The following is a 26822-nucleotide window of genomic DNA, read 5'->3' on the forward strand; positions in this document are numbered from 1 at the left end:
TATGATTACACAAAGTAGAAAACAGCATAAACCTAACCCTTTAAGTTGGTTCGTTAAGCAAACCATGCACCTTTCAGCCATTGCTTCGTTGGCAGTAAGCTCATCTATGATTCATGCTGAAGTATCACAGCAACAAACCGATGATAACGGCATTGAAATCAATCGTGACGAGAATACGACAGAACCAAGTACTACGCTACCGACTATCGTGGTCATGGCAGAGACAAATAAACAGGTCACGGAAAATACTGATAGCTATACAATCCCTGTCACCAGTAGTGCCACAGGTATGGGCTTGTCGGCCAAAGAAACACCGCAAGCGGTCAGTGTGGTTACCAACCAGCAAATCAAAGATCAAAATTCAAACACCCTAATAGATGTGCTTAAACGCACGCCTGCTATTCAAGTAAGTAGCGTTGATGGCGCGCGTAATGGTCTTTCATCAAGAGGCTTTGCTATCAATAGCTTCCAAATTGACGGCTTAAACACCGATTTTGTCCAGCAAGCTGCCATGGGCGAATACTCTGCCAATACCGCGATGTTTGACCATGTTGAAATCGTACGCGGCGCGACTGGTTTGATGAGTGGCTCAGGCGACCCTTCTGCCAATGTCAACTTGATACGTAAACGGGCTGATAGTGCTGTGCCAAAAACAGAGCTATCCGCCAATGTTGATCGTTATGGGCAATATGGTCTCAGTGTTGACCGTAGCCAGCCATTAAGCGAAAGCGGGGCGGTACGAGGCCGAGTGGTGGCTAGCTATCAAGATGGTAATACCTTTATCGACCGTCAAGAACTGGGTCAAAGTCTGTTTTATGCCACAGTAGATGCGGACGTGGGCGACAGCACCACGGTCAGTGTGGGTGCTAGCGGTCAACACAATAAATCAAAATCAACCATGTGGGGCGGCTTGCCAAACTATCTAAGTGATGGGTCAAAAGCGGATTGGGATACCAGTAAAAATGGCAGCGCAGATTGGACAAACTGGGATTCTGATAATACCTATTACTTTGCAGATATTGACCATGATTTTAATGCCGACTGGAACTTGACCGCCAATGCCAGCTATAACGAGAGTGACAGTAGTCCAAAGCTGCTTTATATGTATGCCAATGGCGACCAACAAGTGGACGCTACTACTGGACTTATTTTTAACCTAAACCCATTTCATGCCGATACCGAACGCAAACAGTTCAATGTTAAAAGCAAGTTAACTGGTAATTTTGATGCGTTGGGAAAGACGCATAAGCTCATCGTAGGCGGTTCCTATAGTAAAAGTGATCTTGATACTTTCACTTATAAGTCACCGCCTGATGGTATATTGCCGCTCCCAGATTTTTCTGACTGGGATGGCAGTTATCTTGAACCAGAATGGGGAGAGCGCAATCGCAGCTCTGATGTCACAACCAAAGAAAAAGCTATCTTTGCGGCAACTCAGCTCAAACCATCGGATCCTTTAGCCGTGATTTTGGGAACGCGTGTGTCTGATTTTGAACGCTCAGGTGTGCAGTATGGCCGAAACGTCAACACGGAAGCCAAACACATCTGGACTCCGTACGCAGGTATTACCTATGCGGTTAATGACAATCACAGTCTTTATACCAGCTACAGTGATATCTTCAAACCTCAAACTCAGCGTGATATAAATGGCAAATTCCTCGATCCTATTGAAGGTAAAAACTATGAAATCGGTCTAAAAAGTGAGTCAGATAATGGCGCATTACAAAGCCAAGTGAGTATTTTTAGAATCGAGCAGGACAACCTTGCTCAACTCGATGGCGGTCAAATAATACCCGGCACCGACCTTGAAAAAGCCTACTACGGAGCAAAAGGTGCCATCAGTCAGGGTGTAGAAGTACAAGTGTCTGGTCAAATCAGCGACCAACTACAAGCGAGCGTTGGTTATACGCATTTTAATGCTGAAGATAACAAGGGCAAGACCATCAATACAGGCTTTGCCGATACCACGCTGAATCTGTTTGCCACTTATAATCTTGATCATATCATTCCTAATTTAATCATTGGCGGCGGCGTTGACTGGTCAAATGGATACTATGGCATTGTCAAAAACCCTGTGACAAAACAATCTGAAAAGTACGGTCAAGATGACGTGACGCTTGCCAATATCATGGCAAGATATACTTTTAACGACAATCTTGAAGCGCAGGTTAATGTGAATAATTTGTTTAATCAAAAGTATCTTGCGGGCAGCACCTTTAGTGAATTGACTTACGGTGAGCCTTTGAATGTAGTCGGCAGATTAACCTATCGCTTTTAATCGTTCGCTTTTAACTTTCATACCGATTATGACCATCTATCTTAATATGCAGGCAGTCACATGAGTAAGCGCCGTAGCAGTCATGGTTTTTATCTACCTGATTTTAAAGTCCTTAGTCGTATTTTTTTAGCGATTATTGGTAGCTATGGCATCGCGGTGCTTACGAGTTTGATGTTTTTGGCCTTACCTATAGATGAGATTTCTGCCATCTATTGGGGTCAAATTGCTAGCGTTGTTGTATGCGCGCTCATCCTTGTCTTAGTATTTTCTTTGCGTCGTTTATGGCTGGCATGGGCGGTGGTCGTCGGTATTGCAGGGATATTAGGGGTGATTGATTATGTCGCTATTTAGATTTTTCTTACCATCAGGCTGTTATTATGCCCTCAGACTCTACTAAGACCCAAACTGCCACAATGAGTAATATTCAGACAAAAAGTAAAACTAAAGTGAAGGGCTATCGAGTCATTTTATCTGACGTCCATACTTGGTTTGGCCTGTTATTAGGTTGGTTGCTGTTTACCATTTTTCTGATGGGCACCGTCAGTTATTTTAATAATGAGCTGACGGCATGGATGCAACCTGAAATTCCGGCACGCTCTCAGCAAACGCCATTAACGTCTTCAACATTTACGCACAACCAAAATGTGACGAATCTAAAAGATAAGTCAGATGGTTTTGGTAGGGCAATCGCTCACTTACAGCAAACCCAAGCCCATGCCAAAAACTGGTTTATTGCTAAAGATATTGATAGCGATAATATTGCTCAACGTCTGCATATCAATGTGACTACAGATGACAAAAGGCTAAAATATCAGTTTGATACGCAAACCCAAATGGCATATACACCAAGAGATACCGTAGGCGGTCACTTCTTTTATCGTATGCATTTTGATTTGCATTATATGAGTGTGATATGGGCCAGAATTATCATTGGTATAGCTTCTATGATGATGTTGATTGCTATTATCACAGGCATTATTGTCCACAAAAAAATATTTACGGATTTTTTTACCTTTCGTTGGGGCAAGGGGCAACGCTCGTGGCTTGATGCGCACAATGCTTTTTCTGTGCTGCCAATACCATTTCATTTGATGATTACCTTTACCGGCATTATTACCTTGATAACCTTGTATATGCCGTGGGCAGGCATGGTGTCTGGGGTAGATAATGAAGAGTTTTTTAAGGAAATTTATTCTTATCGGGCAGCGGATACAACCGAGTTACAGACTGCCCCTATGGCCAGTATTGCTCCATTGCTTGCTACAACGCGATCTGATTGGCAAAAACGCAACCCTAATTATGCCGTGACCAGTGTCAGTATTAATCACCCTAATACTGACCAAAGTATGATTATTATCGATGGTAAAGCTGAGCATCAATTATCGACGTTAGGGGTATTTCGTATTTATGATGGGCAGACAGGCAAAGTACTCAAAGACAGTCGACCACCGCCGCTTGCTGTGGAAACACAAGCGGTCATGATAGGTTTGCATGCAGGACGCTTTGCTGATAACTGGCTGCGCTGGTTGTACTTTTTATGTGGCGCAGCGGGCTGCGGTATGATTGCAACAGGCTTAGTGCTTTGGACGGTTAAACGTCGCCGCCAATTATTCACTATAGATAAGCCTGATTGGGGATTTTGGTTAGTAGAAAAGCTCAATATTGCGACGCTGGCGGGATTGCCTTTAGCAATGATAGGTTTTTTATGGCTCAATCGTTTATTGCCGCTAGAGTTAATAGGGCGAGGGAAGTGGGAAGTAGATGGTTTTTTTATCATCTGGGCGTTTGGTTTCTTGCTGACGTTATTACTCTCTAGTCGTCGTGCGTGGCGTCTATTATTATCATTGGTCACTCTATTGCTTTTATTCACACCGCTACTCAACAGCCTAACTACCGAGCGTGGATTGCTTCACAGTATCTTGAGCTTCGATGTGCTCTTTATCAGCTTCGACGTTATGTTTTTTATTCTAGCCTTACTGTTTGCTTATATTACTTATGTGGTCAGTTTTAAGAAAGCATCTCACCAGCAAAAAATAAAGCCGCCTAGTCGTTCAAAGCTTCAGATGGGAAATTTATAGTATGTCTAACGTGCTGTTATCTGGATTGCTATTGGCATTTAATCTGCTAGGTATGATGGTATTAATGATGACGAGTAAAAGACATAGGGATAAGTTTCATCTCAAACGGCCACTCTTAGTCGCCGTAAGGTCAAACCTGCTATCTCATCATGATGAGCAGAAACGATATATTATTAAACAGAAATGGTTACGATGGATGGGGTTGCTACTGCTATTGGTAAGTTTTATCTTAACTTGTTCATCGCTTCATACTGGTTACTTTATCGTCGTCTGGTTTGCCAGCTTAATCGTAGCAGCAGGAGGTGTATATTTAAGCATGGTTATTTATGAAAAACTGGCATAGTCAGTTTATATAAAAGAGCTATGTTAAAAATAAAATGCTGCTATAAATCTCTCCCGCTTGCTATGTGCTTTGCCCGCCAAAGGCTATGCTATTCTTTGGAATTAAGTAGTTTAATAGTATGGTTTATCAGCAGTTATTTTACCTAAGAAGCTACTCTAGCATAGCAATGGCGTCCGCACTGGCGCGCTGGCGTTCTTCTGCATTTAATTCCGTCAGTTTTCCTTCTTTCATCATAAGCAAGCGGTCAGCATGCTCAAAATAACCGTCGTCATGACTGATAATAAACAGCGTTTTGCCCATAGCTCTTAATTCAGGAATCAGCGCTTGATAAAATACTCGGCGAAAAGCAGGGTCTTGGTCAGCGGCCCATTCATCGAGCAGCAGAAAGTCCTTTTGTTCGGCGACAGCGAGCAACATGGCCAAGCGTTTGCGTTGTCCTTGGGACAGCTTGTCGGTAGACAATCGATGCTCAGTTACCGTCACTTTATCTTGCAGGTTCAATTTATGCAGCCACTCGGTCACTAAAGACATATCAGGGTCATTGTCTTGACTGCCGATTAATTGTTTAAAAAGATGTTGATCGCTAAAAATGGCAGAAAATAGCTGCCGATAATGGCTATTATTGTCCGAATCCATCACCTGTTTGTCTACTTTTACAGCGCCTGTCGTAGGCGTAAAAATACCAGTAATTATTTTTGCAAGGGTAGACTTACCGCTACCATTAGAGCCTATCAAAAACACCACTTCGCCACGCCTCAAGGTGAGATTGACATTTTTTAAAATGTCATCAGTAAGCGACTTATTTTCAGTCACAACTTCTTGTATATTGTGGTTTATACCTTGATAGCGATAACTCACATTGTTCAGTGAGATGGTCTGCCAGTCATTTGCTGCTATATTGGTTAAAAATGCTGGTTGATAATCAGCAAGCGCCAACGTCTGTATTTTATCTAACGCGACTTGCGCCGTTTGTAAAGTTGGATAAGCGCCAACGGCTTGTAGCAGCGGCGATTGCATAAATAGAATGGTTAAAGAAAAAGTGGTGGCAACGCTCATGGGAATATTAAGATAGTTTGAGACCGCAAAGACGACACCAATCGCTGCAAACATCATAATGTTCGACCAATTCACTGCTGATAAGTGAAAGGTATCTGCTTTAATAACGCGCTCTTTATAAGACTGGGCGTGACTTAAAAAATCATTGGTATACAGCTTTTGCGCGCGGTGCTGATTAAGTGCAAGCTCTTTTCGCCCTTCGATAATAGATTGATAATCTTGATACAAAAGATCATTAATCTCCCTTAATTCTGTTAAATGCTTATAAACGTGCTTCACCAAAATGGTGCTTATCCAAATCGTCATTACAATCCAAACCATGATGATCAGCAATAATGGCAATGACAACCAACTCAAATATAAGGCGACTCCGCTAGATAAAATAATCCCCTGAACCAACTCTGGCATACGGACAAAAGCGACGGTAATCGATTGGATATCGGTAGATAAGCTGGCAAGTAGTTGGGCGTTCCCTAACTTGTCAATCTGCGGAACGTTGGTATCGATGATTTGTTTTACCAGCTTGGTTCTGAGCTCATACACAAATCTATGACCCAAGTGGGTTAGGGCATATTGTGATAAAAAAGTCGTGACTAATAGGAGAATGACTAACGCTGAAAAATAGCCTAAACTTTGCCATGACAAGGTATTAAAAACAGGCTGACTGATAAAAGTGTGATTAATATAAGCAATAATACCCACACTGACCGCCGCATTGACTAAATTTAATAAGATAACTTTGAGAAAAGGCAGGCGGTAATGCGACCAGATCATATGATATAGAGAGGCTGTAGCGCGAGAGGACATAAGGACTCAATAATAAAATGAATTTTGCATATTTTTAGATAGCACAAAAGGGAGTAGGTGGCGCCTAATCCCTTTTATTCAAACCCGATAATGATTCTATAACGACAGTTTATTCAGTATAGTAGTTTCATTGGCGAAGCTTAGCGTTCAAATTTAAAAGTCAAACGTCGCTGAAACTTTTAACGCAGTGGGTTCGCCCGCATTTAAATAACCAGCATCTGTATAACCACCGACTGACTGCCAATAATCTTCGCCCGTGACATTGGTTACCATGCCTTTTAAGGTGACATCTTGACCTGCTAGCACGGTCTTATAGCGAGCACCAAGATCTAACGTCGTATAACCGTCAACTTTTAAAGTGTTTGCATTATCGGCATAGCGTGGGCCCGTATGAATGATATCACCTGTTAAGGTTAGTCCTTCGAGTGCCGCAACATCATATTCTAGATTGACATTACTTTGTAAGGTAGGCAGACCGATGACTTTATTACCATCTAGCGCTGAATCACCGGTGTCTTTTTGTTTGGCACTTAAATAACTGACGCCCGCATTTAGACGCATATTTTCGCTAGGGCTACCAAATACGGTCAGTTCTACACCTTGGTGACGGTTTTTACCAGCAGATATAAGGGTGTTTGAAGCATCGATATAGTCACGTGCGGCATCAGTGCGATATATTGCCAAACTACTACCAATAAGCCCGTTGTCATACTTTACGCCAATTTCAGTTTGTTCGCTCACGTAAGGGTTCAAAGCTTGACCAGCATTGGTGACAGGGGCACTATTATTTGTTTGAGGGGCTGTTTTTCCTGGCGCTAAGCTTTCGATATAGTTACCGTAGAACGACCAGTCCATGTTTGGTTGATAGACAATACCGATACTTGGTGTCCACTCGCTCTTATCGTAATGAGCAGTTTCTGCCTGCGTGTTGGCATCATAGCTGGTGGTTTTTATATTTTGATGACGCACACCTAACGTGGTTTTAAGTTTGTTATCGAACAGCGATATGGTATCTGCTAGCGCAAAGCTTTGTAGTTGTTTCTCATTGGTTAACTTTGGATCATCTAAGTTACCGCCAAACGTAGCTGTACTTGTAAAAGGGACTTCCGTGTAGTCGGTAGGGCGGTATAAATTGGTCGCAGGTTGATTGCCAAAATCAAACGCGAATGCGCCTTTTTCTTCTTGATCATATAGGTTTGCGGCCAACACTAAGTTATGAGCCACTTCACCGGTTTGCAATTTACCACGTAGACCAAGCTCGGCACTTTGTACCAAATCTTCTCTAGAGTTATCAAAACGATAAATTGTGCCCGCACCATCAGCATTGTTGACGGTTAAGGTGGCTAGTGAGTTTTCTTCCTCGCCACTTCGCATGCCGTAAGCACCATAAGCGGTGAGATTATCATTAAAATCATATTCACCTCTAATGGTACCAAAGATATCTTTTTCATCTGAGTACGTCCAAGGCTGAGCCCAATTTTTTGAGCCGTCTGGCTCTTTTGGTATGCTAGAAACACCACCAAGATTGACGCTAGGACGAGTCTCTTTAAGTTTATTATCTTGCCAGCCCAAATCTGCTGATAATCGGTATTGTTCGCCTTTATAATCTAGCCCAAGCGCTGCCAATCCTAATGTTGAAGACTCATCATCGATGGCACTATCGCCATCTTGATAAGCGGCGTTAAAGCGCACGCCAAATGCATCATCAGTACCAAAACGGTCACTAACATCTACCGCCACTTTACCTTGGTCACCTTGACCATAACCAAGCGTTAATTGGCGTAGGGGATCATTACTAGCACGCTTTGGTAGTAGGTTAATCGTACCACCAGCATTGCCGCCACTGGGTGCTGCACCGTTTAGCATAGCAGATGCGCCGCGTTGAACTTCAACACGCTCAAATAATTCGGTGGCGATATACTGTCTAGGCAAAATGCCGTATAGGCCATTAAACATCGTATCATCTGATGTGGTGATGAAACCGCGCATAAAGTAAGCTTCTTGGAAGTTACCAAAACCCCTTGCAACGCGAACAGTGGGGTCTTTTTTAAGCAGGTCGCCTACGCTTTGAGCTTGTTGGTTGGCAATGTATTCGTTGGTATACGATGTAGTAGAAAATGGCGTATCCATGATATCTTGATTGCCTAAAATCCCTACACGGCTTCCGGTCGCGACTTGGCCACCTTCGTAAGCATCTGGCAATCCATCTGCTGACGCATCAGCACTACTGGTCACTACAATCGTATCAAGTACCACACTTGGCACATCTGATTGACTGTCGTTATTTATATCGGTTTGTGCCCATGCTGCTTGGCTGGCAGCAAGTAAAACGACTGAGGTAGACAGGTGAAAGATAGACAGTGATTTTACTGAAAATGGATGACGCGCTCTGTTAGATGCTTTAAGGCAAAATAGGGCGGAATATAGGCGAGACAGTTGCATGAATGTTACCAATGTGTAAGTTAAATCACTATTATAATGATAATCATTTTCATTACAATAGGGGCGCAATATTAATTTTAAATATTTTTAAAGCCTTAAGTAGCGATAATGATGTTATGTCGTTAATGAAGTATTAACCATATAGATTACGCTCTAATACGCCGCATCAAATATAGGAAATAAGCCCCGCCAATAATGGCAGCGATGGTGCCAGCAGGTATCTCATAGGGGAATATAAGATAGCGTCCAATCCAGTCTGCTATGACCATTAAGCCCGCGCCTAAAATAGCAGACAATTGAATTTGACGTTTGAGCTTCACCGCGCCTAATGTGCTGGCGAGGTGAGGAATCATCAGACCCACAAAACTGAGCGGACCCACTGCCAACGTTGATATCGTACTCAGTAATGCTACAAGAATAAGTATCAAGGTTTGATAAAATCTCAAAGATACCCCAAGCTCACGGGCAATCCCACTACCTAGGCTCAATATCTCTAATGGTTTTATGACCATAAAGCTTAATATGAAAAGTATAAAAGCCAATCCTACTAAAATCCATGCCGTTTCTGGACTGGCAAGATATGTAGAACCTGATAGCCAACTTAGCACCGCTTGTAACCGTTGATCGCCAGATATTTTTACCAGGCTTAATAATCCGCCCATCAATGCGGCAATGGCCACACCAACTAATAATAAATAAGCCGGATTGATACGACGGGCAAGCCATAAGATCAAACTGAGCACGATAAAAGCACCCAATAATCCTGATAATATAATACCTGTATAGCCAAAACTGGGCAGGAAAACAAAGGCCAGTACCACTCCTATCGCTGAGCCTGAGCTAATACCGAGTACTTCAGGGCTGGCCATCGGGTTACGTGTCAAGGTTTGTAGCAGCACGCCAGCAGTGGCTAGCATTATGCCAGTGGCGGCTGCGCTTAAAGTACGAGGCAATCTAAAATCAACAATTAAATGTCCTAGCGTACTAAGCTGCCAGCCATTTGAAGTAGCCGTAAAGATAAGTACGCCTATGAGCAACAGTATTAAGGCGATACTCCAACCCATTAAATGAGTGTCACGGCGTTCTGAAACTAAAGTCGGAATAACCTCATCGGTATGTTGAAGACTTTGGCTCACGATTAACCATATCACCAATGGGGCACCAAGAATGGCCGTCATTGCATCAGCAGGAATATTTAGGCTTAAATAATGTTGTAACAGCGTCGTAGCATTACTGGTGATCCATAACAACAGTGCCCCAAACACATAACCTAATAGCAAACGGTAACCAATACGCCTTACTGAAAACACATTCACCAGTGTAGCAGCCCCTAAGCCAATAAAACCAATAGGCCCCACGCGACTGACGACAAGGGCGGTCAGTAGTGCCACCAATCCCATCACCAATCCACGAATGAGGTTGATAGGAACGCCCAAGCTTTTGGCTTGCCTATCATCTAAGCTCATTATTTCTAATGGTTTTAATAAAGGCATTAAGCTAATAAAGGCGACCACACTAGCGATGCTTAATACGGCAGATACTTGCCAGTTATTCTGCGTGAGACTGCCCGCCGCCCACACCATGACGTTTAAGGTTTCTTCAGCATAATAAATCAATAATAAACCAGTAATAGCGCCCAATAAAATATTGGTCACCAGTCCACCTAGTACCAATACCAAAGGATTCATGCGACTAGGCGCAGCTAGAAGAAAAACAATCGCCATACTACCAAGTGCGCCAACAAAGGCGACCCAGAAACTTCCCCCTAACGCCAAACTAGGCAGGAATAACGTGACAATGAGTAGTGCCATGTTTGCACCGCTACCGACTGCCAATGTTGTGTCTGAGGCCAGAGTATTTTTTACCAGCTGTTGTAATAAAATACTGACCAATCCTAAAAGACCACCAGCGGTTAATGCTACCAACATGGTCGGTAGGATTTGTAGCTGGATACTCATGTCCGAAAGCGATAGCTCAAATGAGGGTATGAATAATTCTAAAAAAGGCAGGTGCCAAAGTTGATGTACGACTGCATAACTGCTCACTACTGCTAGCAGCATTAAGAAAACGACTATCATATAAATACGGTTAGCAGACAAAAAATTATTTTTATTAATCATAAATCGGTATTGCCTACAAAAGTGACATTCGTTAAGCGATCGGCTAAAACATTCATAGAAGCCACGCCACTATTGTTCCATGTCGCAGGCAGTAAGGTGATACAACGGCCTTTTTTGCTAGATGCATGCTCTTGATCAAAGGAATAACCCAAGCGCTGCCACACTAAGCTGTCTTCTAATTCAAGTTTGAGAAGGTCACTAAGAGGTTCAACGACCACAAGGCAAGTATCGGCATCAAGCTGCGCTAAGTCTCCTAGCATAATGGGCGTAAACCCCCATTGATTGCCATCTGCCAATGCCACTAGCTGTAGTCCCATCGTCTCTAAAGCAGGTTGAAACAAGCTATTATACGAAAACATACGCAAATTATTGGTGTCGGCAAATTGCACGACAGCCAATTTTTTGACATGAGGATAACGCGCATGAAAAGTCTGTCCCGCTTGTAAGATTTGTTTCTTACTGGTGTCTAAATAATCTTGCGCGGCTTGCGGTTTATTGATAGATCGGCCCAATTCTAACGTTGGTTCTATAAAGTCCTCCCACTTTGCAGTTTTGTTAGGACTGGTCAATTCAATAGAGTGGATAGGCAAATCGCCGTACATAGGACGCAGGTGCGCATAAAAATCGTTGTCTATGACCAAATCCAAATCTAACTGAGAGAACATTTCAGGGTTGGGCTGATAGCGTGTTCCTACGTCGAGAGTTGTATCAGGTATAAGAGGCTCACCGACCCATTCTCTATAGAAAGGTTTATCGCCCATAGCAACTGGTGGGTATCCCATGGCAGTCAGCGTCGCCGCAATACCCCAATCGGGCGTCATGACTTTAGGCGTTTTTTGACTGTTTTTAGGTGACACTGCTTGTGGTGCTTGTGAGGTGGCGTCAGACGACTGGCAACTGCTTAACAATAAACTTGAGCATAATGCCACACATAGCCCGAACGAAAAGGTGAGCGCTTTCATATAACTGCGACTTTATGAGTAGTGGTAGGATGGGTTAGTAGGGTAAAATCGACACCAAATATCGAGCGCAGTACATCCTTTTCCATGGTGTGTTTGACATCATTCATATGGCACAGCTTGCCTTGTTTTAGGGCGATAAATTCATCACAAAACCTTGCTGCTAGATTTAGGTCGTGCAGGATAATCACAACACCTAAGCCTTGCTCATCGACCAATTGACGAATCAGTTTTAACACTTCTATTTGATAGACCACATCCAGCGCTGCTAGTGGCTCATCCAATAGAAGATACTTTGTTTGCTGGGCAAGGCACATCGCCAGCCAGACGCGCGCACGCTCACCACCTGACAACGTCGATACTTGGCGATCTCTAAAGGCGTCAACTTGAGTGAGGGCGATGGCTTTTTCTACTTGTTGACGGTCGTCGGCAGTCGGCTTTTGCAGCCATTTCTGATGAGGGTATCTGCCTAACATCACAAGCTCATAGACTGTAAAAGCGCCCGCATCAGGTAGGTTTTGCGGTAAATAGGCAAGATGCGTGGCCAGTCTTTTAGCAGAAAAACTTCGCAAATCTTGTCGTTCTATTTCAATGCCACCTTGCGTGGGCGTCATTTCTCCTGCCATGGCTTTTATAAGGCTAGATTTTCCCGAACCATTATGCCCAATGAGCGCATACAGTTTATTTGGTTGGATAATAAAAGAAGTAGGATGAAGCAAAACTTTTTTTTGACGTATTAAGCTTAAATTATTGATGTGCATCATAGTGAGCAGTCGAAAGTAAATGGGGGATTTTAAAGAAAAGTAGATGGTTAATGCAAATGATTTTCATTTTATTTATGAACATACGGCAATTATTGAGCGCGCCAATAGACTTTTATGACCATATCTTGACGAGATAGACCAAGGGTTGCTTTTAATTGTTTTCTTAATGACTTGATGTCCGCCGCTTCAAGCGCACCCCATACCTTGCCAATCTTAAGAGGCAATGTCATTAATCTTGCATTTAGTAAGCTCATGATTTGTTCAGGAATTTCGGTTGTTGGCGTCTTAATGATATGAAGTAGATTGTCTTGTAGAAAACACTCATCATGACCTAAGCACGGGCAAAGGTTTAGAGTATGTAAATAACTGATGTCTTTTGGATCTTCAGTAATAGCAATGACAAGGGGTGGTAACGGATTTTGCCAGTTCTCTAATAGATTGGCGACTGTAGGTAGAGAGGTTTCATCACATATTAATAAGCATTGACCCTCATTGAGGTGTTCTGTTTTCTCAGGATAGTCGCGCACCGTTTTTATTGGCATACCGCAAGCGAGAGAACGTGCCCAATTGCCACCTGGTGTGTCGCCATGGATATAAACATCTATCCAAGCTTGAACAGACAAGCTGATTGGATCTTGCCATGCTTTTCGCAGGGTGTAGTAGCGCTGTAAAGGCTTGTCGTTATTACTTGACTCATCATTTAGGGTGGAGAAAACGTCAGAGTTTAACTCAAATAAATAAGCATACCCGGGATGATTGAGTGGGATATTATCGGGTGCTGTGACCATCAGTCGATACATATTAGAACTGACATAATAACTATCAATCACGCTAAAGTATTGTTCTTGAAGTTTGATTGTACGCTTACCAAGCTTAGTAGCGGATGACTGCAATAACGCTATATATTGTTCATGTAGTGTCTCAGCGTCGCTAATAGGCACAAAAAAGTTGATAAAGTATTGATGATTAATACTAGAAATGTTTTCAGCGAGGCTGTTATCTGTAGAACTGCTATCTTTTAACACATTAGAGTTATTTTGATAGCGATTCATCGTCATAACATCTAACAGAAGACCGTCAGGATACAGTTCTGTTATTGATACTATATCGTACTCGCCGACTGAGGCAGAGGTAAAGGCATTGATAAACATCGCAAGTTCATCTTGATGCTCTTCATTGAGATGATGAATGAACATGGCTTTATCAGCAATGGCTAATGGGGTTTTATCGGTATCATAACGAGTAAGCGTTTCAGCCATAAAGGGTCATCCAAGCCAAAAAATCATATAACGGTTACTTCATATAACCGTCAAATAGATAGCATCTGAAAATATAAGGATGTTACTGATAATCATTAACATCTAGATTATTATTACGTTAATTTGATTGTATGTCAACGTATTTATAATCATAAGCGGGCTATTGTCATAGGATTATTGACATTTTTCTTTCAATGATAAGCGATGGTGATGATTATTTCTGAAATAATACGAATCTTTAAAAGCGTGTTTAGCCGAGTTAAAGTCAGAGATTAGGAGGGTAAGGAGCTGTCTAAATGTTTATTTTAAATTCCCATGAAGTCGCAGTTACCACTGAGTTATCAGGATAGTTTATTTTATTCAAACCCCGATATTAATAACGTTACCTAAGAAAAGTAAATTTCATAATCCAGCCCTCTACACTATATAGATAATAGCATATAGAGCTTTTCTGACTTGTCAGAGTAAGATTTTTTCATGGCATAGGCAGGTATTAATGATATTTTAAACACCATAATATTGAGGGATTTACTAGCTAATAAGTTATAGTTTCAATAAGAACTTAATCTACTTTAGCGTTAACTATTTCTAGTAACGATCTCAATTTCAGAACTGAGTCTTTAGCTTGATTTGAATCCCAATGTTCATCTAGCTACTTAGCAAATATATTTACTCTTACTATAAAACTCATAGCATCAGTGTATTTATACCGACTCTAATACTTGCTGGCAAGCTTGAGCTAAATAAGGATCAACCGTATCTTGTTTAAGCAACCATTTAAGATAGCCAGCACCCTCAAAACTAGTAGCTAAATCCGCAATAGCCTCACCTTTATGTTTACCAAAACTTAGATGCGTAGGTATACGAGCTATTTGACTAAAATTATATAAGCTCTCTACATCACTTATCTCATGACCTTGACTATTGGCTAAATCAATCAAACTACCAAGTACCAGCTCAGTGAAGTAAATATCAGCAATAGCAGCATGAGCATCCCTTGCTTGAGCACGAGCTATATCACGGTGAAAGTGGTAGAGGAGGGATACTAGCTTATGGCTCTCAAGTGTAGGAAGAAGACAGTTAGCCATGGCATTGGTGCAAATCAAATTAGGAGTATGAGTTACGCCCGCATTTTTAAGAACTGCCATATCAAAATCAATATTGTGACCAATCAAGTACTCAACACTGTTAGGTAGTCTAAAATCTGTGTGAGGTGGTTGATCCGCTACATCTTCATCACAGATATGTGATATCGCCATAGATCCCAAACTAATTTCTTTCAGGGGGTTAAAGCGCTTCGCTCTCGGCTCCTGCAACACAGTTACTTTACCATCGTTAATATCAACAATGGAGTAGGCTGCTTCAGTCATGTGCGGTTCGATAAGCCCTGTAGTTTCGGTGTCGAGTATGTATGTGGTCATAATTAGCCTTAGTAAATATGAGGAGCTTAGCAATCTGTTATAAGTGGTCTATTAATAGGTTTGAAGGGTGAAATAAGTGGTTCCCTTGGTGTATAATTTTAACTCAGCCACCGCCTAAACATCTCATTATTTATTCGTATTGAATCTCCGTCGATACTCACTTGATGTCAAACCAACAATGCGCTTAAATATCTTACGAAACGCACTGACATCACCATAACCCACCTTCCACGCAATTTGCTCGACAGGCGTTAAAGAGAACTGTAGATAATCTTTTGCTTCTCCGATGCGTAATCGCTGACAGTATTCGGTTGATGTCATACCCGTTGCCTTATGAAAACGGCGTAGAAAAGTACGCTCTTCTAACTGCGCGCAATTGGCTAAGGTAGATAAATCAATATCTTTGGCTTCTGTTTTTTGTAGCCAATGCTGCACCTTTATTATGGCCGCGTCCCCATGGGTGAGGTTGGGCGAGAATGCGCTGTAATAACATTGTTCGCGCCTTGAGGGATCGATTAACAACGCACGAGCGGTCTCATTCATCACTTGTGAGCCAAGAAAGCGATCTACCATCCTCAGTCCCAAATCTGTCCAAGCCATTGCGCCACCAGCGGTCACAATATCACCGTCTTCGATAATAATGCGATCCACATCCAAATCGACATCAGGGAAACGCTGCTTAAAATCCTCTACATAACCCCAATGCGTGGTCGCCTTGCGTTTGGAGAGTAATCCTGTTTCGCCCAATAAAAAAGCACCGGCACAGACGGATGACATGATTACACCTCCTGAATGCTGATCTCTCAGCCAGTTCAGCCAAGGCGCTGCTGCTTGTTGTTCAATCGGTGCCTCTAACGTTGGCGGGATAATGACAGCCGCTAATTGTCCAACGCTATCGGGATTACTAGAAAAAGTGCAGGTAGGCAGCAGATTAGTATCTTTAATCTCCCAGTGACTCACTTGTAGAGGAAGATCAGTTGTATCTTGGCGCTTGGCGGCGATTTTACTGGCAATGACGAACAGATCAGTCAGACCAAGGATGGCCGCCATTTGTGCCTTCTCATAAACGACTAACCCAATTTCAATAGCATGTTTTTGATTCATATGTCGTTATTAACCTCTTATATGTCGATGCAGCCACTCGTTAGTGTAGCACAGTGCTTGTAAAATATACGTCTATACAGTCACTGCCATAACCAAAGAGGCACTATCATGAACACACAAGCACTGATTGTTGTAGACATCCAAAATGAGTATTTCGCGCAAGGTAAGTTATCACTCGTAGGTATTAACGAAGCCGCTGATAATGCTGCTTTGGTGATTGCGTCTGCTAGAGAAAAAGGCCATACCGTCATTCATGTTCGTCATGAAATGCCTTCTGCTGATGCACCAATCTTTACGCCTGGTAGCGATGGTGTGGTGATTAATGAGAAAGTAAAACCTGTAGAGGGTGAAGCCGTCATCACTAAGCATTACCCCAATTCGTTCCGTGAGACTGCTCTGAAAGAGCTATTGGATAAAGAAGGTATCAAAGAGGTGACCGTGATTGGCGCCATGAGCCATATGTGTGTGGATGCCACCGTTCGTGCGGCGGTGGACTTTGGTTACACCACGACCACCATCCATGATGCATGTGCTACGCTTGATCTTGAATTTAATGGCACGACCGTACCCGCCGCTCAGGCTCATGCCACCATCATGGCAGCGATTGAGTTTCTATATGGCGAAGTGATTGATACCCAAACTTGGATTGCGCGTTAATCCAGAGTTGTTAATCAAATCGTGATTTAGTCATGAAATAGACTCTTAAACCCTATTCTCATTAAGAAGAATTTCCTCAATAAGGTAGCTATTATGAATATAGTAAAATCGCTGACCGGCACCACACTGTTAAGTGGCGTGATGTTGTTAACGGCATGTACCACCTTTGCTAGTCCAGCAGCAAATTCTAACGCGGTAAAACAGACGGCTGCCAACACCGTTCAATTTCAGCAAATCCGTAATGCCACGATCAAGCTTGATTATGACGGCACCACTTTTTTAGTGGATCCGATGCTAGCGGCTAAAAACGCTTATCCAGGGCTTGAAAATACAGTTCATAGTGAAATCCGCTATCCAATGGTAGATTTGCCAATGTCTATTGCAGAGGTACTTAAGGCGGATGCCATTATTTTGACCCATTTGCATGCTGATCATTGGGATGATGCCGCACGTAACCTTGTGCCTCGTGACATGCCAATTTTTACCCAAGATGCAGCTGATGCGGCAACCGTGCGTAAAGATGGTTTTACTGATGTCAGAGTATTAACAGAGCAAGGCGTTGTGTTTAAAGGTACTAGAATCAATAAAACCATCGGACAGCACGGTACTGATGCAATGTACAAAATACCAGCCCTTGCCGAAGGACTTGGCAAAACGATAGGTATTGTATTCCAGAAGTCAGGCTACAAGACCGTTTATGTAGCAGGGGATACCATTTGGGATAAGGAAGTAGAAGATGCACTGACTCGCTACAAGCCTGATGCGGTCGTCCTCAATACAGGTTATGCGAAGATGACTGGTTTTGTCGATGATTCTATCATTATGGGCAAAGACGATGTATACCGTGCGTATCAATTCTCGCCTAATGCCCAGATCATTAGCGTGCATATGGATACGGTCAATCATGCCACGCTAACTAAAGCAGAGCTGCGCCACTTTATTGAGGAAAAACATCTGGATAAACAACGTACGCTTGTTCCTGATGATGGTCAGTACTACAAATTCTAGAATTGGTTTTAGATAAGTCGTTTTTCAAACCTTCCTTGTATGGCAATACCCAAAGTGTGTTGCCATACATCATCAATACGGTATAACTGAGATCGTTTATGAATATTCCAAATAATTCTGGCAACGCCCCTTTTGTTCTTTCGGTGCTCGACAATGCCTTCACGGGTGTTGGTCACACGATAGAGGGCACCATTCAAGAGATGATCGCTCTTGCGAAACTGGCGGATAAAAGAGGCTTTGAGCGGTTTTGGATGTCTGAACATCATGCTACCGAATCATGTGCCTTTGGTAGTCGCTGAACAATTTGGTATGCTCGATGCGATGGCGCCAGGACGAATCGATCTGGGTTTGGGAAGGGCGCCAGGTACGGATGGCGCAACGGCGTCAGCTTTGCGTCGTCATCACGCGGCGAACGATGAGTTTCCTCAGCAAGTCGCAGAATTGTTGGGCTTTTTAGAAAACAGTTTTCCAAAAGAGTATCCTTATAGTGAGGTTCATGCGGTGCCAGGTCCATGGCAAGTCCAGCAAAACCGAGTACCACCATCAAAGACCGCTGCTGATGTCTGGATCTTGGGGTCCTCGACTTACTCAGCTCATTTGGCAGCACAGCTTGGCAGACCATATGCGTTCGCTCTACAGTTTGGCAGTGCCGACATACTAAATGCCATGCGCATTTATCGAGAGAATTTCCGTCCTTCAAAAATTCTAGCCAAGCCATATAGTTTGGTCAGTATTGGTGCGATTGCAGATGAAGATCCTGTAGAGGCACGTCGCCAATCAACATCGTCTGCCATGGCAATGTTAAGAATGTTCCAGCGCAAACCTTTTGCTTTACTGCCACCTGATGAAGTGGCGGCTTTTCAAGGCAATACGTAAGGGCATCAGATTATTGAGCAGTATACCGATCAAACCCTGCATGGCACTGCTGCCAAGGTCGCAAAAAGTTTAGAGAGTCTTCAGGAGCAGACAGGAGTCGACGAGGTCCTGTTGGTTGTTCAAGGTTATTCGCGCCGCGCCCAATCGCGTACTGTTGAGCTAATCGCAGATCACTATGGTATGCCAAGTCACTAGATCCTGTTGAGACTAGCAATATTCAAAGCTTAGCAAAGCGCTTAATGCCTAACTATTAGGCTCAATCGACTCAAGGAGTTTTTTTATGTATGCCCAAAACAGCTGCTAGTCTGTTACTTGAAAAATCTCCTAATTTTCTAAACAAAACGAACGTAGTAATTCCTTCCTATTCCGCCTTTTTCTCATAAGATGTAGGAATAATTATTGTCGTTAAATTATGAATCGTTAATTGAGTTGCCAATAAAGAGGAGTGCCATAAACCTTGGCAAAATAATCAATTAGCGTTCTTACATTTAGAGAAATATGACGAGTATGAGGATAAAGAGCAGCGACATGCTGAGGTGTGGTTTTGACTGCCGTACTATAATTAGGCAGTAGCTTAATAAGCTCACCATTCTTCAAATACTCACCGATAAGCCAATCTGGAAAAAGCACGATTCCCATCCCTTTGAGTGCAGATACCAATAAAGATTCTGCATTATTAGACATCAGTAAAGCAGGCGCTAAGAATGGCGTCCAATCTTCACTTTCTGCTTTGAAAAGCCAACGATTGGGCCCTGTTGAACCTTTATATACTAGACATTTATGATGCGTCAGATCTGCTGGTGTTTGTAGCTTACCGTGTATGCGTATGTATTCCGGAGAAGCGGCAAGATGATAAGTTTGCTCAGCAAAGATACGCGCATGAAAGGCGGAGTCATTTAAGGTGCCAATTCTGAAAATAACATCTGTTGCGTAATGATGAGGATCAATAAAGTCATCAGTTAACGTCAAATCTATCTGTAATTTAGGATATTGAGCACTAAGCTTTGGCAGCCAAGGTGCGATATGTCGTTGTCCAAAAAAGACAGGGGCGTTGATTCTTATTAGACCACCCGGTTCTAATGTCCTATCTTGAAGCTCCTGCTGTGCTGCACTCATGCTTTCGGTTATGGAGTGTGCATAGCGCATAAACACACGGCCCGCTTCAGTTGGAATGACAGCACGTGTATTACGATGAAAGAGCTGTTGCCCTAAAGAGTCTTCTAACTGTTTGATGATACGAGACACTTTAGAAGCTGACACGCCTTCTTTTCGAGCCACTACAGAAAAGTTTTGAGCATTAAAAACCTCTATAAAAAACAGCAAGGTTTTTATATTGATCGTATCTACCGTATTCATTTGTACAACTTATGCAAAGGTCATTTCTGTATTATAGCGTTTTTTAATGGATATAGGCTACGGTACACTACGCCGCATTGCTCATTAAGGATTGCTATATGCAAATTTTATTAATACTCATTGTTGTTTTAGGCGGCATGGGGTTGTCCGTTGAAGCGGGATTATTGGGGCCTTTAGGAAGTGAGGTAGGCGAGCTGTGGGCAACGTTGAGTATTTTTGGCGTTGGCGCTGCTCTGACATTTTTTTTGATGTTGTTTTTTAGTCCGCGAGATAGCCCTTCCTTTTTCTCACAGCCACCTTTACTGCTGGTTGGCGGTATTTTGGGTCCTGTTTATGTGGTGGTATTAACCGTGGTGACACCGGTCATTGGCATTGCGTTGACGATGATTGGCATACTGGCTGGGCAAGTGTTTCAAAGTTTAATAATAGATCATTATGGTTTATTCGAAACTATGGAGCGAAAAATAGACAGTAAACGCATTATCGCTTTATTTTTTATTATTGCTGCACTTATCTTTATGGCACAGGGGTAAAAAACAATGCTTATTTTAATGATTGTATTGTCGATAATTGGCGGCGCGGCTTTGAGCGTTCAAGCGGCATTGAATGGCCGTCTTGGCGGCAATGTTGGCGTATTTAAAAGTGCTTTTTTAACCTTTTCTGTGGGTGCGGTAGTAACTGCATTGCTTATTTTATTTTTTGAGCCAAGTCATACTGTCACGTTGATGGATGTCCCTAAATGGCAACTGCTTGGAGCCTTATGTGGCGTTCCTTATATCGTCATCATGGTGGTTGCAGTCCAGCGTATTGGTACTGCGGTGGCAACGGTAGCGGTTATTTTTGGTCAGCTGAGCATGAGCGTACTGATCGATAATTTTGGCTGGTTGGGTAACGAGGCGATTAGCCTTTCGGTCAGTAGAATGGCGGCTTTGGTTTGCTTAGCTATCGCACTTTGTTTTATTTATGCCAGTAGTAAGTCTGAGCCTAAAGAGGCTCAGTAGTTCATATGTATTGATTATTTCTAGACATATTTTTTACTTTGTAGCTATGAAGAACTGGGTGTATTACTGCTAAACCTTTTTATAATGATAGTCGCACACTGTTCAGGTGCTTCCATTGGCAGAAGATGTCCATTGTCATAAAGCTCAATGAGTCGGTCAGAAGGGACGAGATCTTCCCAAACTTTACGAACCTCATCGCTAATAAACATAGAAGGTTTGCCAACAATAATGGTGTAGGGAACATCAAGAGTGTTCAGATCTTTTAAGGCTTCATTGACGAAAGGGGTATCAAAGTAGCTTGCCATCTCTTGCTCAGGTGTAAACAGCAGACTATATTGACCTTGTTCATTTTCGACAAGACTGTTCTTTGCAAAGACATAAAGATTGTTGTCATCAATACGTTTGAAGGGGCGATGTGCCCGTAGATAGTTGTAATATGACTCAATACTTTCCCAATCCGCTTGTTTGGCTCGTGTGCTTTTAAAAGGCTCTTGATCTACCTTCAACTCGTTAGGTACCGAGTTCATCATGAGGGTCTGTGACTTGGTAAAAGTAACAGGCTCTATTAAATAAAGCTGTGAGAATAGTTCGGGACGCTTTGCCGCCGCAATGGCGGTGGCAGTCGCGCCTTGAGAATGTCCAAGACCGACGATAGGCTTATTCTGTGTATTCTCTAAAAAATCAATCAATATATCGGCATCTTGTTCGCGGGTTAGCTTCTTCACAGTGGGTAAATCATACCAATAGCCACGCATAGCAAGACTGGTGATAGTGAATTGCTCACTAAGCTTGGTTAATAGTGGTAGGTAGACACCAGTCGTAAAGCCATTGCCTCCATAAAAATGCGCAGGAGGCAGCTTTGTATTTTTATTATTATCAACCAAAGCAGACAGGTCATAATAGCGTGCTTTTTTGCTATCTAAAGTCATCGTACGTTCGAATGTTTGCATGGTATTGTTCTTATTATTCGTTAATGATTAAAAGCTTACTTCACCTTTTACGGTATCAACTTTTATAGTAGTGGCAGATACGCCATTATTAGTAGCCACAGCCAGTTAAAATGGCTGTGGCTACTAATGTCGCTATCATAGTTGTTAATAAAGGGCGCTTGAATACAGGTACTAGTATAGGAAGTAAAGTAGTAAACATAAGTGACTCATAATATTACAAACTATAGAAAGTTGATTATTCAAATGACTGCAAAATATAGGATAGCTAGTAAAAAGCCTGTGTAGCTGCATTAATAACGGAGCTCTTCGCAATTAATTTGCCTTCAGGGTTAGTGCTTAGTTCGATTCTCTGAGAAGTCGAAAAGGTGAGCAGCGATTATAGTAAAGGAGTTAATAGTGTATATCAATGAGAATGATTGTCATTATTTAGTTTAATAGGTTGAGATATTTAACTATGTAACAATTTTCAGCTAGTAGTTTCGTTCTAGTCAGCTTTCAGCTTAAACCTATTTAGATAGAGAGGATGATTCGTAAGCGAAAATTAATATCAGAAATATATTTATTAATATTATTGATAGTAGTTATCGTTTGCATTATCATTACAGTTTTATTTCATAAGCTTATTAGACTGATATGAGTTCAACAAGTTTCAATGTGCCATCACTTAAATTAACGTCAACAGTTATGGGTTGTGTTGTCGCAATACATTTGATGACGGCAATTGTATTGGTGATGGTCAAAACCCCTGTGACTACTATTAAGCCACTTAAAATAACGCCGCCTATAGAAATACAGTTGGTGTCAGAAGTTACGACAATTGCAGAGCCGGTGACGGCAGTCGCAGAAGTCGAACCTATTAAAGCCCCTAAACCACAATCTGTTAGCGTAGCTGAGGAAAAACCAGAGCCTAAAAAAGCAGTGCAACCAGTGGTGAAAAAAGAGACAGCAAAGCCTAAAGTCGGCACTAAACCTACTACGACAATAAATACGACAACAAAAATAGTAAAGGACAAGCCTGTCATCAAACAACCAATAAGATCACAAGAATCGGACGCAGCAGCTCAAGAAAGCGCTTTAGCAGCCGATAACGAACGTAAGATATTGGCAGCACAGGCTGAAAAGGCTACTCAACAAGCGCATGCCAAAGCTATGCGAGAGTCTCAGGCTGTAGCGGATGCCAAAGCAAAGGCAGATCGTGAAGCGCAAGCCGAATCCGATGCTAAAGCTGCAAGAGAAGCCGCACAAGCCGCTGCTCGTGAGAAAGCCAATCAACAAGCCGCCGCCGCAAGTAATACCCCCGTCAATTTTACTGCCACTAACGCTAACTGGGCCTCAGCACCGAATTTTAGTTTTCCTGCTCGTGCCAGACGAGCTGCTAAATCAGGCGAAACCTTTAGGGTGGTCTTGATATTACAAGTTAATAAGCAAGGCGGCATTGATAATGTGAGCTTAGCGCAATCTTCTGGCAACGCTGCACTCGATAGAGAAGCTCAGCAACAAGTACGTTCTGGTAAATTTAAACCCTTTACGAAACATGGCGTACCAGTGGTGGGTAATGTGACTTTACCCATCAGTTATGCAGTGCCGTAAAAGTTAGTTATTTACCAAGTCTATTATTTTCAAAGCATCACTATTTATAATTTTTCATGATAAGTCGATATGCGGTACTCGCAACGAACTTATATGATTACATAACCTATTAAGGAGTCTGATATGGACTTTACAAGCTACTGGCAATATAGCGATTTGGTGACCAAAAGCTTGTTTTTCTTGCTATTGGTCTTATCGGTGCTCTCTTGGGTAACTGGTATTATTCGTATATTACAAAGCCGAAAATTGGCCGCCTGTGTTGCTGATGATTTGAGTCAGCAGGTTGAGATAAAACGTTCAGCTGTGAATAACTCTGATGCTGCTATGCGTCGATTAGTCATTGAGCAAGCATTATTAAAGCATATCGGGCGTTACCGTTTTGCTAGCGAACGCGGCCTACCTATTTTAGGCACAACTGCAGCGATCGCGCCATTTATTGGGTTATTTGGTACAGTGTGGGGTATTTTTCACGCGTTACATAACATCGGTACCAGTGGGCAAGCAGGACTTGGACAAGTGGCAGGGCCAGTTGGCGAGGCGCTCATTATGACAGGTCTCGGTATTGCCGTCGCAATTCCAGCAGTGGTGTTTTATAACCTTGCCGTACGTATCAATAGACGGGTAATGTACCATGCCAATGATAGAGCCCATGATTTATTAGCGCAGTCTGTTGATTTAGCAGCAATGCAACCTTCAATGGAGCTTCATAATGTAGCTGAAAAGCAGGGTATAACTACTAATGTCACTGGTAGTAAGAGTGCTCATAGCAATAGTAGTATTTATACTGATAAACAAGAGGCTTATCAACAGTAGCAGTTCTAGCTTTCATTCATAAAACGGTTATAAACGCTAGGGCTACATAGCTTTTGTTAAAAAAAGCAAACGTTTATGACTTTATATAAGACGGATACATGATTGAGAATATTATGGCATTTCAGTTAGGTGATGATGACGTCCAAAGTATGAATGAGATGAATCTCATTCCACTGATTGATATCATGTTGGTATTAATGATTATCTTTTTATTAACAGCGACTGTATTGAATCCAACAGTACCGCTCGATTTACCCAAAACTAGTGCGTTAGTCAATGACCAGCCACCTGAAGTAATCCAAATCAGTATTGATAAAGATGCTGGTATTTTTTGGGATAGTGATCCTATTAGTATGGAAGAAATAGAGAGGCGTTTACAACAACAAAATGATGCTGGTAAAGATCCATCGGTACAACTGCGGGCAGATAAAGACAGTAAATATGACACCGTTGCTCAAGTACTGGCTGCAGCGAGTAAAGCAGGGCTAAGTAAGATAGCATTTGTAAACGAATAGGAGTCATTTATCATAATGTGCTGAGACCATCCTGAATTCTGTGTAACTGCCATTTAGATTAAATGCTTACTGATACGGTCATCAAACATAATAATAAAAAAATGTAACAATAAGCTTTATTTCCCGCTTTGCTTGGATAATATAGCAAGGTTTTTCTTATCTATTATATAAAGCAAAAGTAATAGAGTGATTTCAAATATAGTTATTTATTGAGTCAATACAATTTGCCATTTCAGAACGCTCAATTAAACTATCTTCAATTAAAAAGGGTGTAATTGAATCTCAAAAAGCCTGACTAACATGCTCTACAATAGGGAATAAGCTTGTATCGTTCTCATAAATTCTTTGGTTGAAACCTTGGTCTTTCATAATTTTGAGGAGTTGAAACGATGTAATTGATGAGCGTAAATTATTATCAGTGGGATAATTTTTTAAGTAATCAATTATATTATTAGAGTTACTACTAAAAATTCTTATCGATTTTTCCAATAATATTACGTTGAGATTCAGAGTTAAAAGAAAAAGCAATAACCTCAAAATTTGTCAAAATTGAATAGCTTTTTCAACATCAATCTCTACATTAATGTTTAAACCTAACTTATGACATAAGTCTTCAAATAATTTTTGACGTTTACCGCTCTGGTCAACCTGATGTTCGATAAAATCTTGAGGGTTAGGTGTTGTATTTTTGGCGCTCAAACTTAGTTGGGATAGTTGAGTGAATGATAATGGAGATACGACTTTAAAGGTACAATCTGTTCTCTATATTTGATTAAATGCTTTTATCAATACACCTGAAACCTCTAGTGATGATAAGGTCCATACATCCGAATTGTTGTGACTAGATTTGCATTGATGAAACTCTCTCTGCCCATCTAAACCCTCGACAATTAAATCAACACATGTCTCATCTTCTCCTAAAGGCTCGATAGTGGCAGACCGCACTTCCTCTTCCGCTAGCTTCAATAATTGCTTAGCAACCCAAATTGCTTCGTAGCTATTACCAAATTTATCTGCAAACCCACCACCTTCTACTTTTTAGCATGAATTTTGTCCATTACACCGAAATCTTCAATCAAAAAAACCAGATAGCATATGCGATCTGGTTATTAAGTACTCTTCAAATTATTATCTACCAACGGTAAGCTGCCCACCAGAAAAGCTAATACATGATTCGCAGAACCAAGATGACTGTTTTCTGATATAAGGAATATCAGCTGGTACATCAAGTTGATACGGCCGTCCACAGTACTCACAGTGAACATCATCTAAGTAAGCCTGGCACTCCGCTAATACGCCAAACAGAATATGATAATCGATATGGTATTGTCTGCAGAGTATTTCTATATACTCTACATACCGCCCATCATGCCCGTATGCCCAATAGTCTTCACATAGCTGTATGTCGGACTGATCTACATAAGG

The 26822-nt window shown here is 41.9% G+C and carries 22 protein-coding genes; 12 read left to right on the forward strand and 10 right to left on the reverse strand.

The annotated features are described in order from the left end of the window. Position 1 precedes the first annotated feature (1 nt). The 3 genes from JMX50_RS05815 to JMX50_RS05825 are packed head-to-tail and all read left to right on the forward strand — an operon-like array spanning position 2 to position 4356. The gene (locus JMX50_RS05815; RefSeq protein WP_201628801.1) at positions 2-2278 is read left to right on the forward strand and encodes a TonB-dependent siderophore receptor; all 2277 of its coding nucleotides are present in this window, start codon (positions 2-4) and stop codon (positions 2276-2278) included. Between the two features lie 60 nt (positions 2279-2338). Next, on the forward strand, positions 2339-2629 hold the full coding sequence (locus JMX50_RS05820) for a hypothetical protein (RefSeq protein ID WP_201628802.1): 291 nt from the start codon (positions 2339-2341) through the stop codon (positions 2627-2629). Positions 2630-2655: 26 nt separating this feature from the next. Next, entirely contained in the window at positions 2656-4356 is a 1701-nt protein-coding gene (locus tag JMX50_RS05825) for a PepSY-associated TM helix domain-containing protein (protein ID WP_201618841.1), read from the forward strand. Positions 4357-4849: 493 nt separating this feature from the next. On the opposite strand, the gene JMX50_RS05830 is transcribed toward JMX50_RS05825, so the two are convergent. The 8 genes from JMX50_RS05830 to JMX50_RS05865 all read right to left on the reverse strand — a co-directional run bounded on the left by JMX50_RS05830 (position 4850) and on the right by JMX50_RS05865 (position 16631). Beyond that, complete coding sequence (locus tag JMX50_RS05830) at positions 4850-6562, reverse strand: multidrug ABC transporter permease/ATP-binding protein (protein ID WP_201628803.1); 1713 nt, start codon at positions 6560-6562, stop codon at positions 4850-4852. A 153-nt stretch (positions 6563-6715) separates the two neighbouring features. Continuing rightward, positions 6716-9004 (reverse strand): TonB-dependent receptor, encoded by a 2289-nt coding sequence (locus JMX50_RS05835; protein ID WP_201628804.1) that lies wholly within the window; start codon positions 9002-9004, stop codon positions 6716-6718. 146 nt (positions 9005-9150) lie between these two features. Further along, positions 9151-11124: a Fe(3+)-hydroxamate ABC transporter permease FhuB gene (gene fhuB / locus JMX50_RS05840; RefSeq protein ID WP_201562908.1), complete on the reverse strand. Its 1974-nt coding sequence runs from the start codon at positions 11122-11124 to the stop codon at positions 9151-9153. Beyond that, complete coding sequence (locus JMX50_RS05845) at positions 11121-12086, reverse strand: ABC transporter substrate-binding protein (protein ID WP_201562907.1); 966 nt, start codon at positions 12084-12086, stop codon at positions 11121-11123. Before JMX50_RS05845 ends, fhuB begins: the two co-directional genes overlap by 4 nt. Then, positions 12083-12847, reverse strand: coding sequence for an ABC transporter ATP-binding protein (locus tag JMX50_RS05850; RefSeq protein ID WP_201628805.1), 765 nt, complete (start codon positions 12845-12847; stop codon positions 12083-12085). Before JMX50_RS05850 ends, JMX50_RS05845 begins: the two co-directional genes overlap by 4 nt. Positions 12848-12936: 89 nt before the next feature. Continuing rightward, complete coding sequence (locus JMX50_RS05855; protein ID WP_201628806.1) at positions 12937-14106, reverse strand: siderophore-interacting protein; 1170 nt, start codon at positions 14104-14106, stop codon at positions 12937-12939. A 704-nt stretch (positions 14107-14810) separates the two neighbouring features. Then, a complete protein-coding gene (locus JMX50_RS05860) occupies positions 14811-15476 on the reverse strand; it encodes a 3'-5' exonuclease (RefSeq protein ID WP_227670934.1) in 666 nt (221 codons plus the stop codon). A 177-nt stretch (positions 15477-15653) separates the two neighbouring features. Next, positions 15654-16631, reverse strand: coding sequence for a GlxA family transcriptional regulator (locus JMX50_RS05865; protein WP_201628808.1), 978 nt, complete (start codon positions 16629-16631; stop codon positions 15654-15656). A 108-nt stretch (positions 16632-16739) separates the two neighbouring features. Between JMX50_RS05865 and JMX50_RS05870 the strand changes: the two genes are divergently transcribed. The 4 genes from JMX50_RS05870 to JMX50_RS13270 all read left to right on the forward strand — a co-directional run bounded on the left by JMX50_RS05870 (position 16740) and on the right by JMX50_RS13270 (position 19172). After that, positions 16740-17288 carry a cysteine hydrolase family protein gene (locus JMX50_RS05870; protein ID WP_192529618.1) on the forward strand — a complete coding sequence of 183 codons (549 nt, stop codon included), beginning with the start codon at positions 16740-16742 and terminating at the stop codon, positions 17286-17288. Between the two features lie 93 nt (positions 17289-17381). Then, positions 17382-18296, forward strand: a complete 915-nt coding sequence (locus JMX50_RS05875; RefSeq protein WP_201628809.1) for an MBL fold metallo-hydrolase — start codon at positions 17382-17384, stop codon at positions 18294-18296. 98 nt (positions 18297-18394) lie between these two features. Further along, the gene (locus JMX50_RS13265; RefSeq protein ID WP_265088584.1) at positions 18395-18595 is read left to right on the forward strand and encodes a hypothetical protein; all 201 of its coding nucleotides are present in this window, start codon (positions 18395-18397) and stop codon (positions 18593-18595) included. Further along, complete coding sequence (locus JMX50_RS13270; protein ID WP_265088585.1) at positions 18561-19172, forward strand: MsnO8 family LLM class oxidoreductase; 612 nt, start codon at positions 18561-18563, stop codon at positions 19170-19172. The genes JMX50_RS13265 and JMX50_RS13270 overlap by 35 nt, the downstream gene beginning before the upstream one ends. 420 nt (positions 19173-19592) lie before the next feature. On the opposite strand, the gene JMX50_RS05885 is transcribed toward JMX50_RS13270, so the two are convergent. Continuing rightward, positions 19593-20528 carry a LysR family transcriptional regulator gene (locus JMX50_RS05885; protein ID WP_201628810.1) on the reverse strand — a complete coding sequence of 312 codons (936 nt, stop codon included), beginning with the start codon at positions 20526-20528 and terminating at the stop codon, positions 19593-19595. A 98-nt stretch (positions 20529-20626) separates the two neighbouring features. Between JMX50_RS05885 and JMX50_RS05890 the strand changes: the two genes are divergently transcribed. Together JMX50_RS05890 and JMX50_RS05895 are read left to right on the forward strand one after the other, a co-directional pair. Then, complete coding sequence (locus JMX50_RS05890) at positions 20627-21061, forward strand: DMT family transporter (protein ID WP_201628811.1); 435 nt, start codon at positions 20627-20629, stop codon at positions 21059-21061. Positions 21062-21067: 6 nt separating this feature from the next. Then, positions 21068-21529, forward strand: coding sequence for a DMT family transporter (locus tag JMX50_RS05895; protein WP_201628812.1), 462 nt, complete (start codon positions 21068-21070; stop codon positions 21527-21529). A gap of 44 nt (positions 21530-21573) precedes the next feature. Here the strand turns inward: JMX50_RS05895 and JMX50_RS05900 are convergent, their stop codons facing one another. After that, positions 21574-22479, reverse strand: a complete 906-nt coding sequence (locus tag JMX50_RS05900) for an alpha/beta fold hydrolase (protein ID WP_201628813.1) — start codon at positions 22477-22479, stop codon at positions 21574-21576. 684 nt (positions 22480-23163) lie between these two features. Here JMX50_RS05900 and JMX50_RS05905 point away from each other — a divergent pair. From JMX50_RS05905 to JMX50_RS05915, 3 genes are all read left to right on the forward strand, one after another. Next, entirely contained in the window at positions 23164-24069 is a 906-nt protein-coding gene (locus tag JMX50_RS05905; RefSeq protein WP_227670935.1) for an energy transducer TonB, read from the forward strand. 123 nt (positions 24070-24192) lie between these two features. Further along, the gene (locus tag JMX50_RS05910; RefSeq protein WP_192529611.1) at positions 24193-24882 is read left to right on the forward strand and encodes a MotA/TolQ/ExbB proton channel family protein; all 690 of its coding nucleotides are present in this window, start codon (positions 24193-24195) and stop codon (positions 24880-24882) included. Between the two features lie 113 nt (positions 24883-24995). Continuing rightward, complete coding sequence (locus tag JMX50_RS05915; protein ID WP_192529620.1) at positions 24996-25397, forward strand: ExbD/TolR family protein; 402 nt, start codon at positions 24996-24998, stop codon at positions 25395-25397. The last annotated feature ends 1425 nt before the right edge of the window (positions 25398-26822 follow it).

This window comes from Psychrobacter maritimus, assembly GCF_904846345.1.
Taxonomy (GTDB): Bacteria; Pseudomonadota; Gammaproteobacteria; order Pseudomonadales; family Moraxellaceae; genus Psychrobacter; species Psychrobacter maritimus.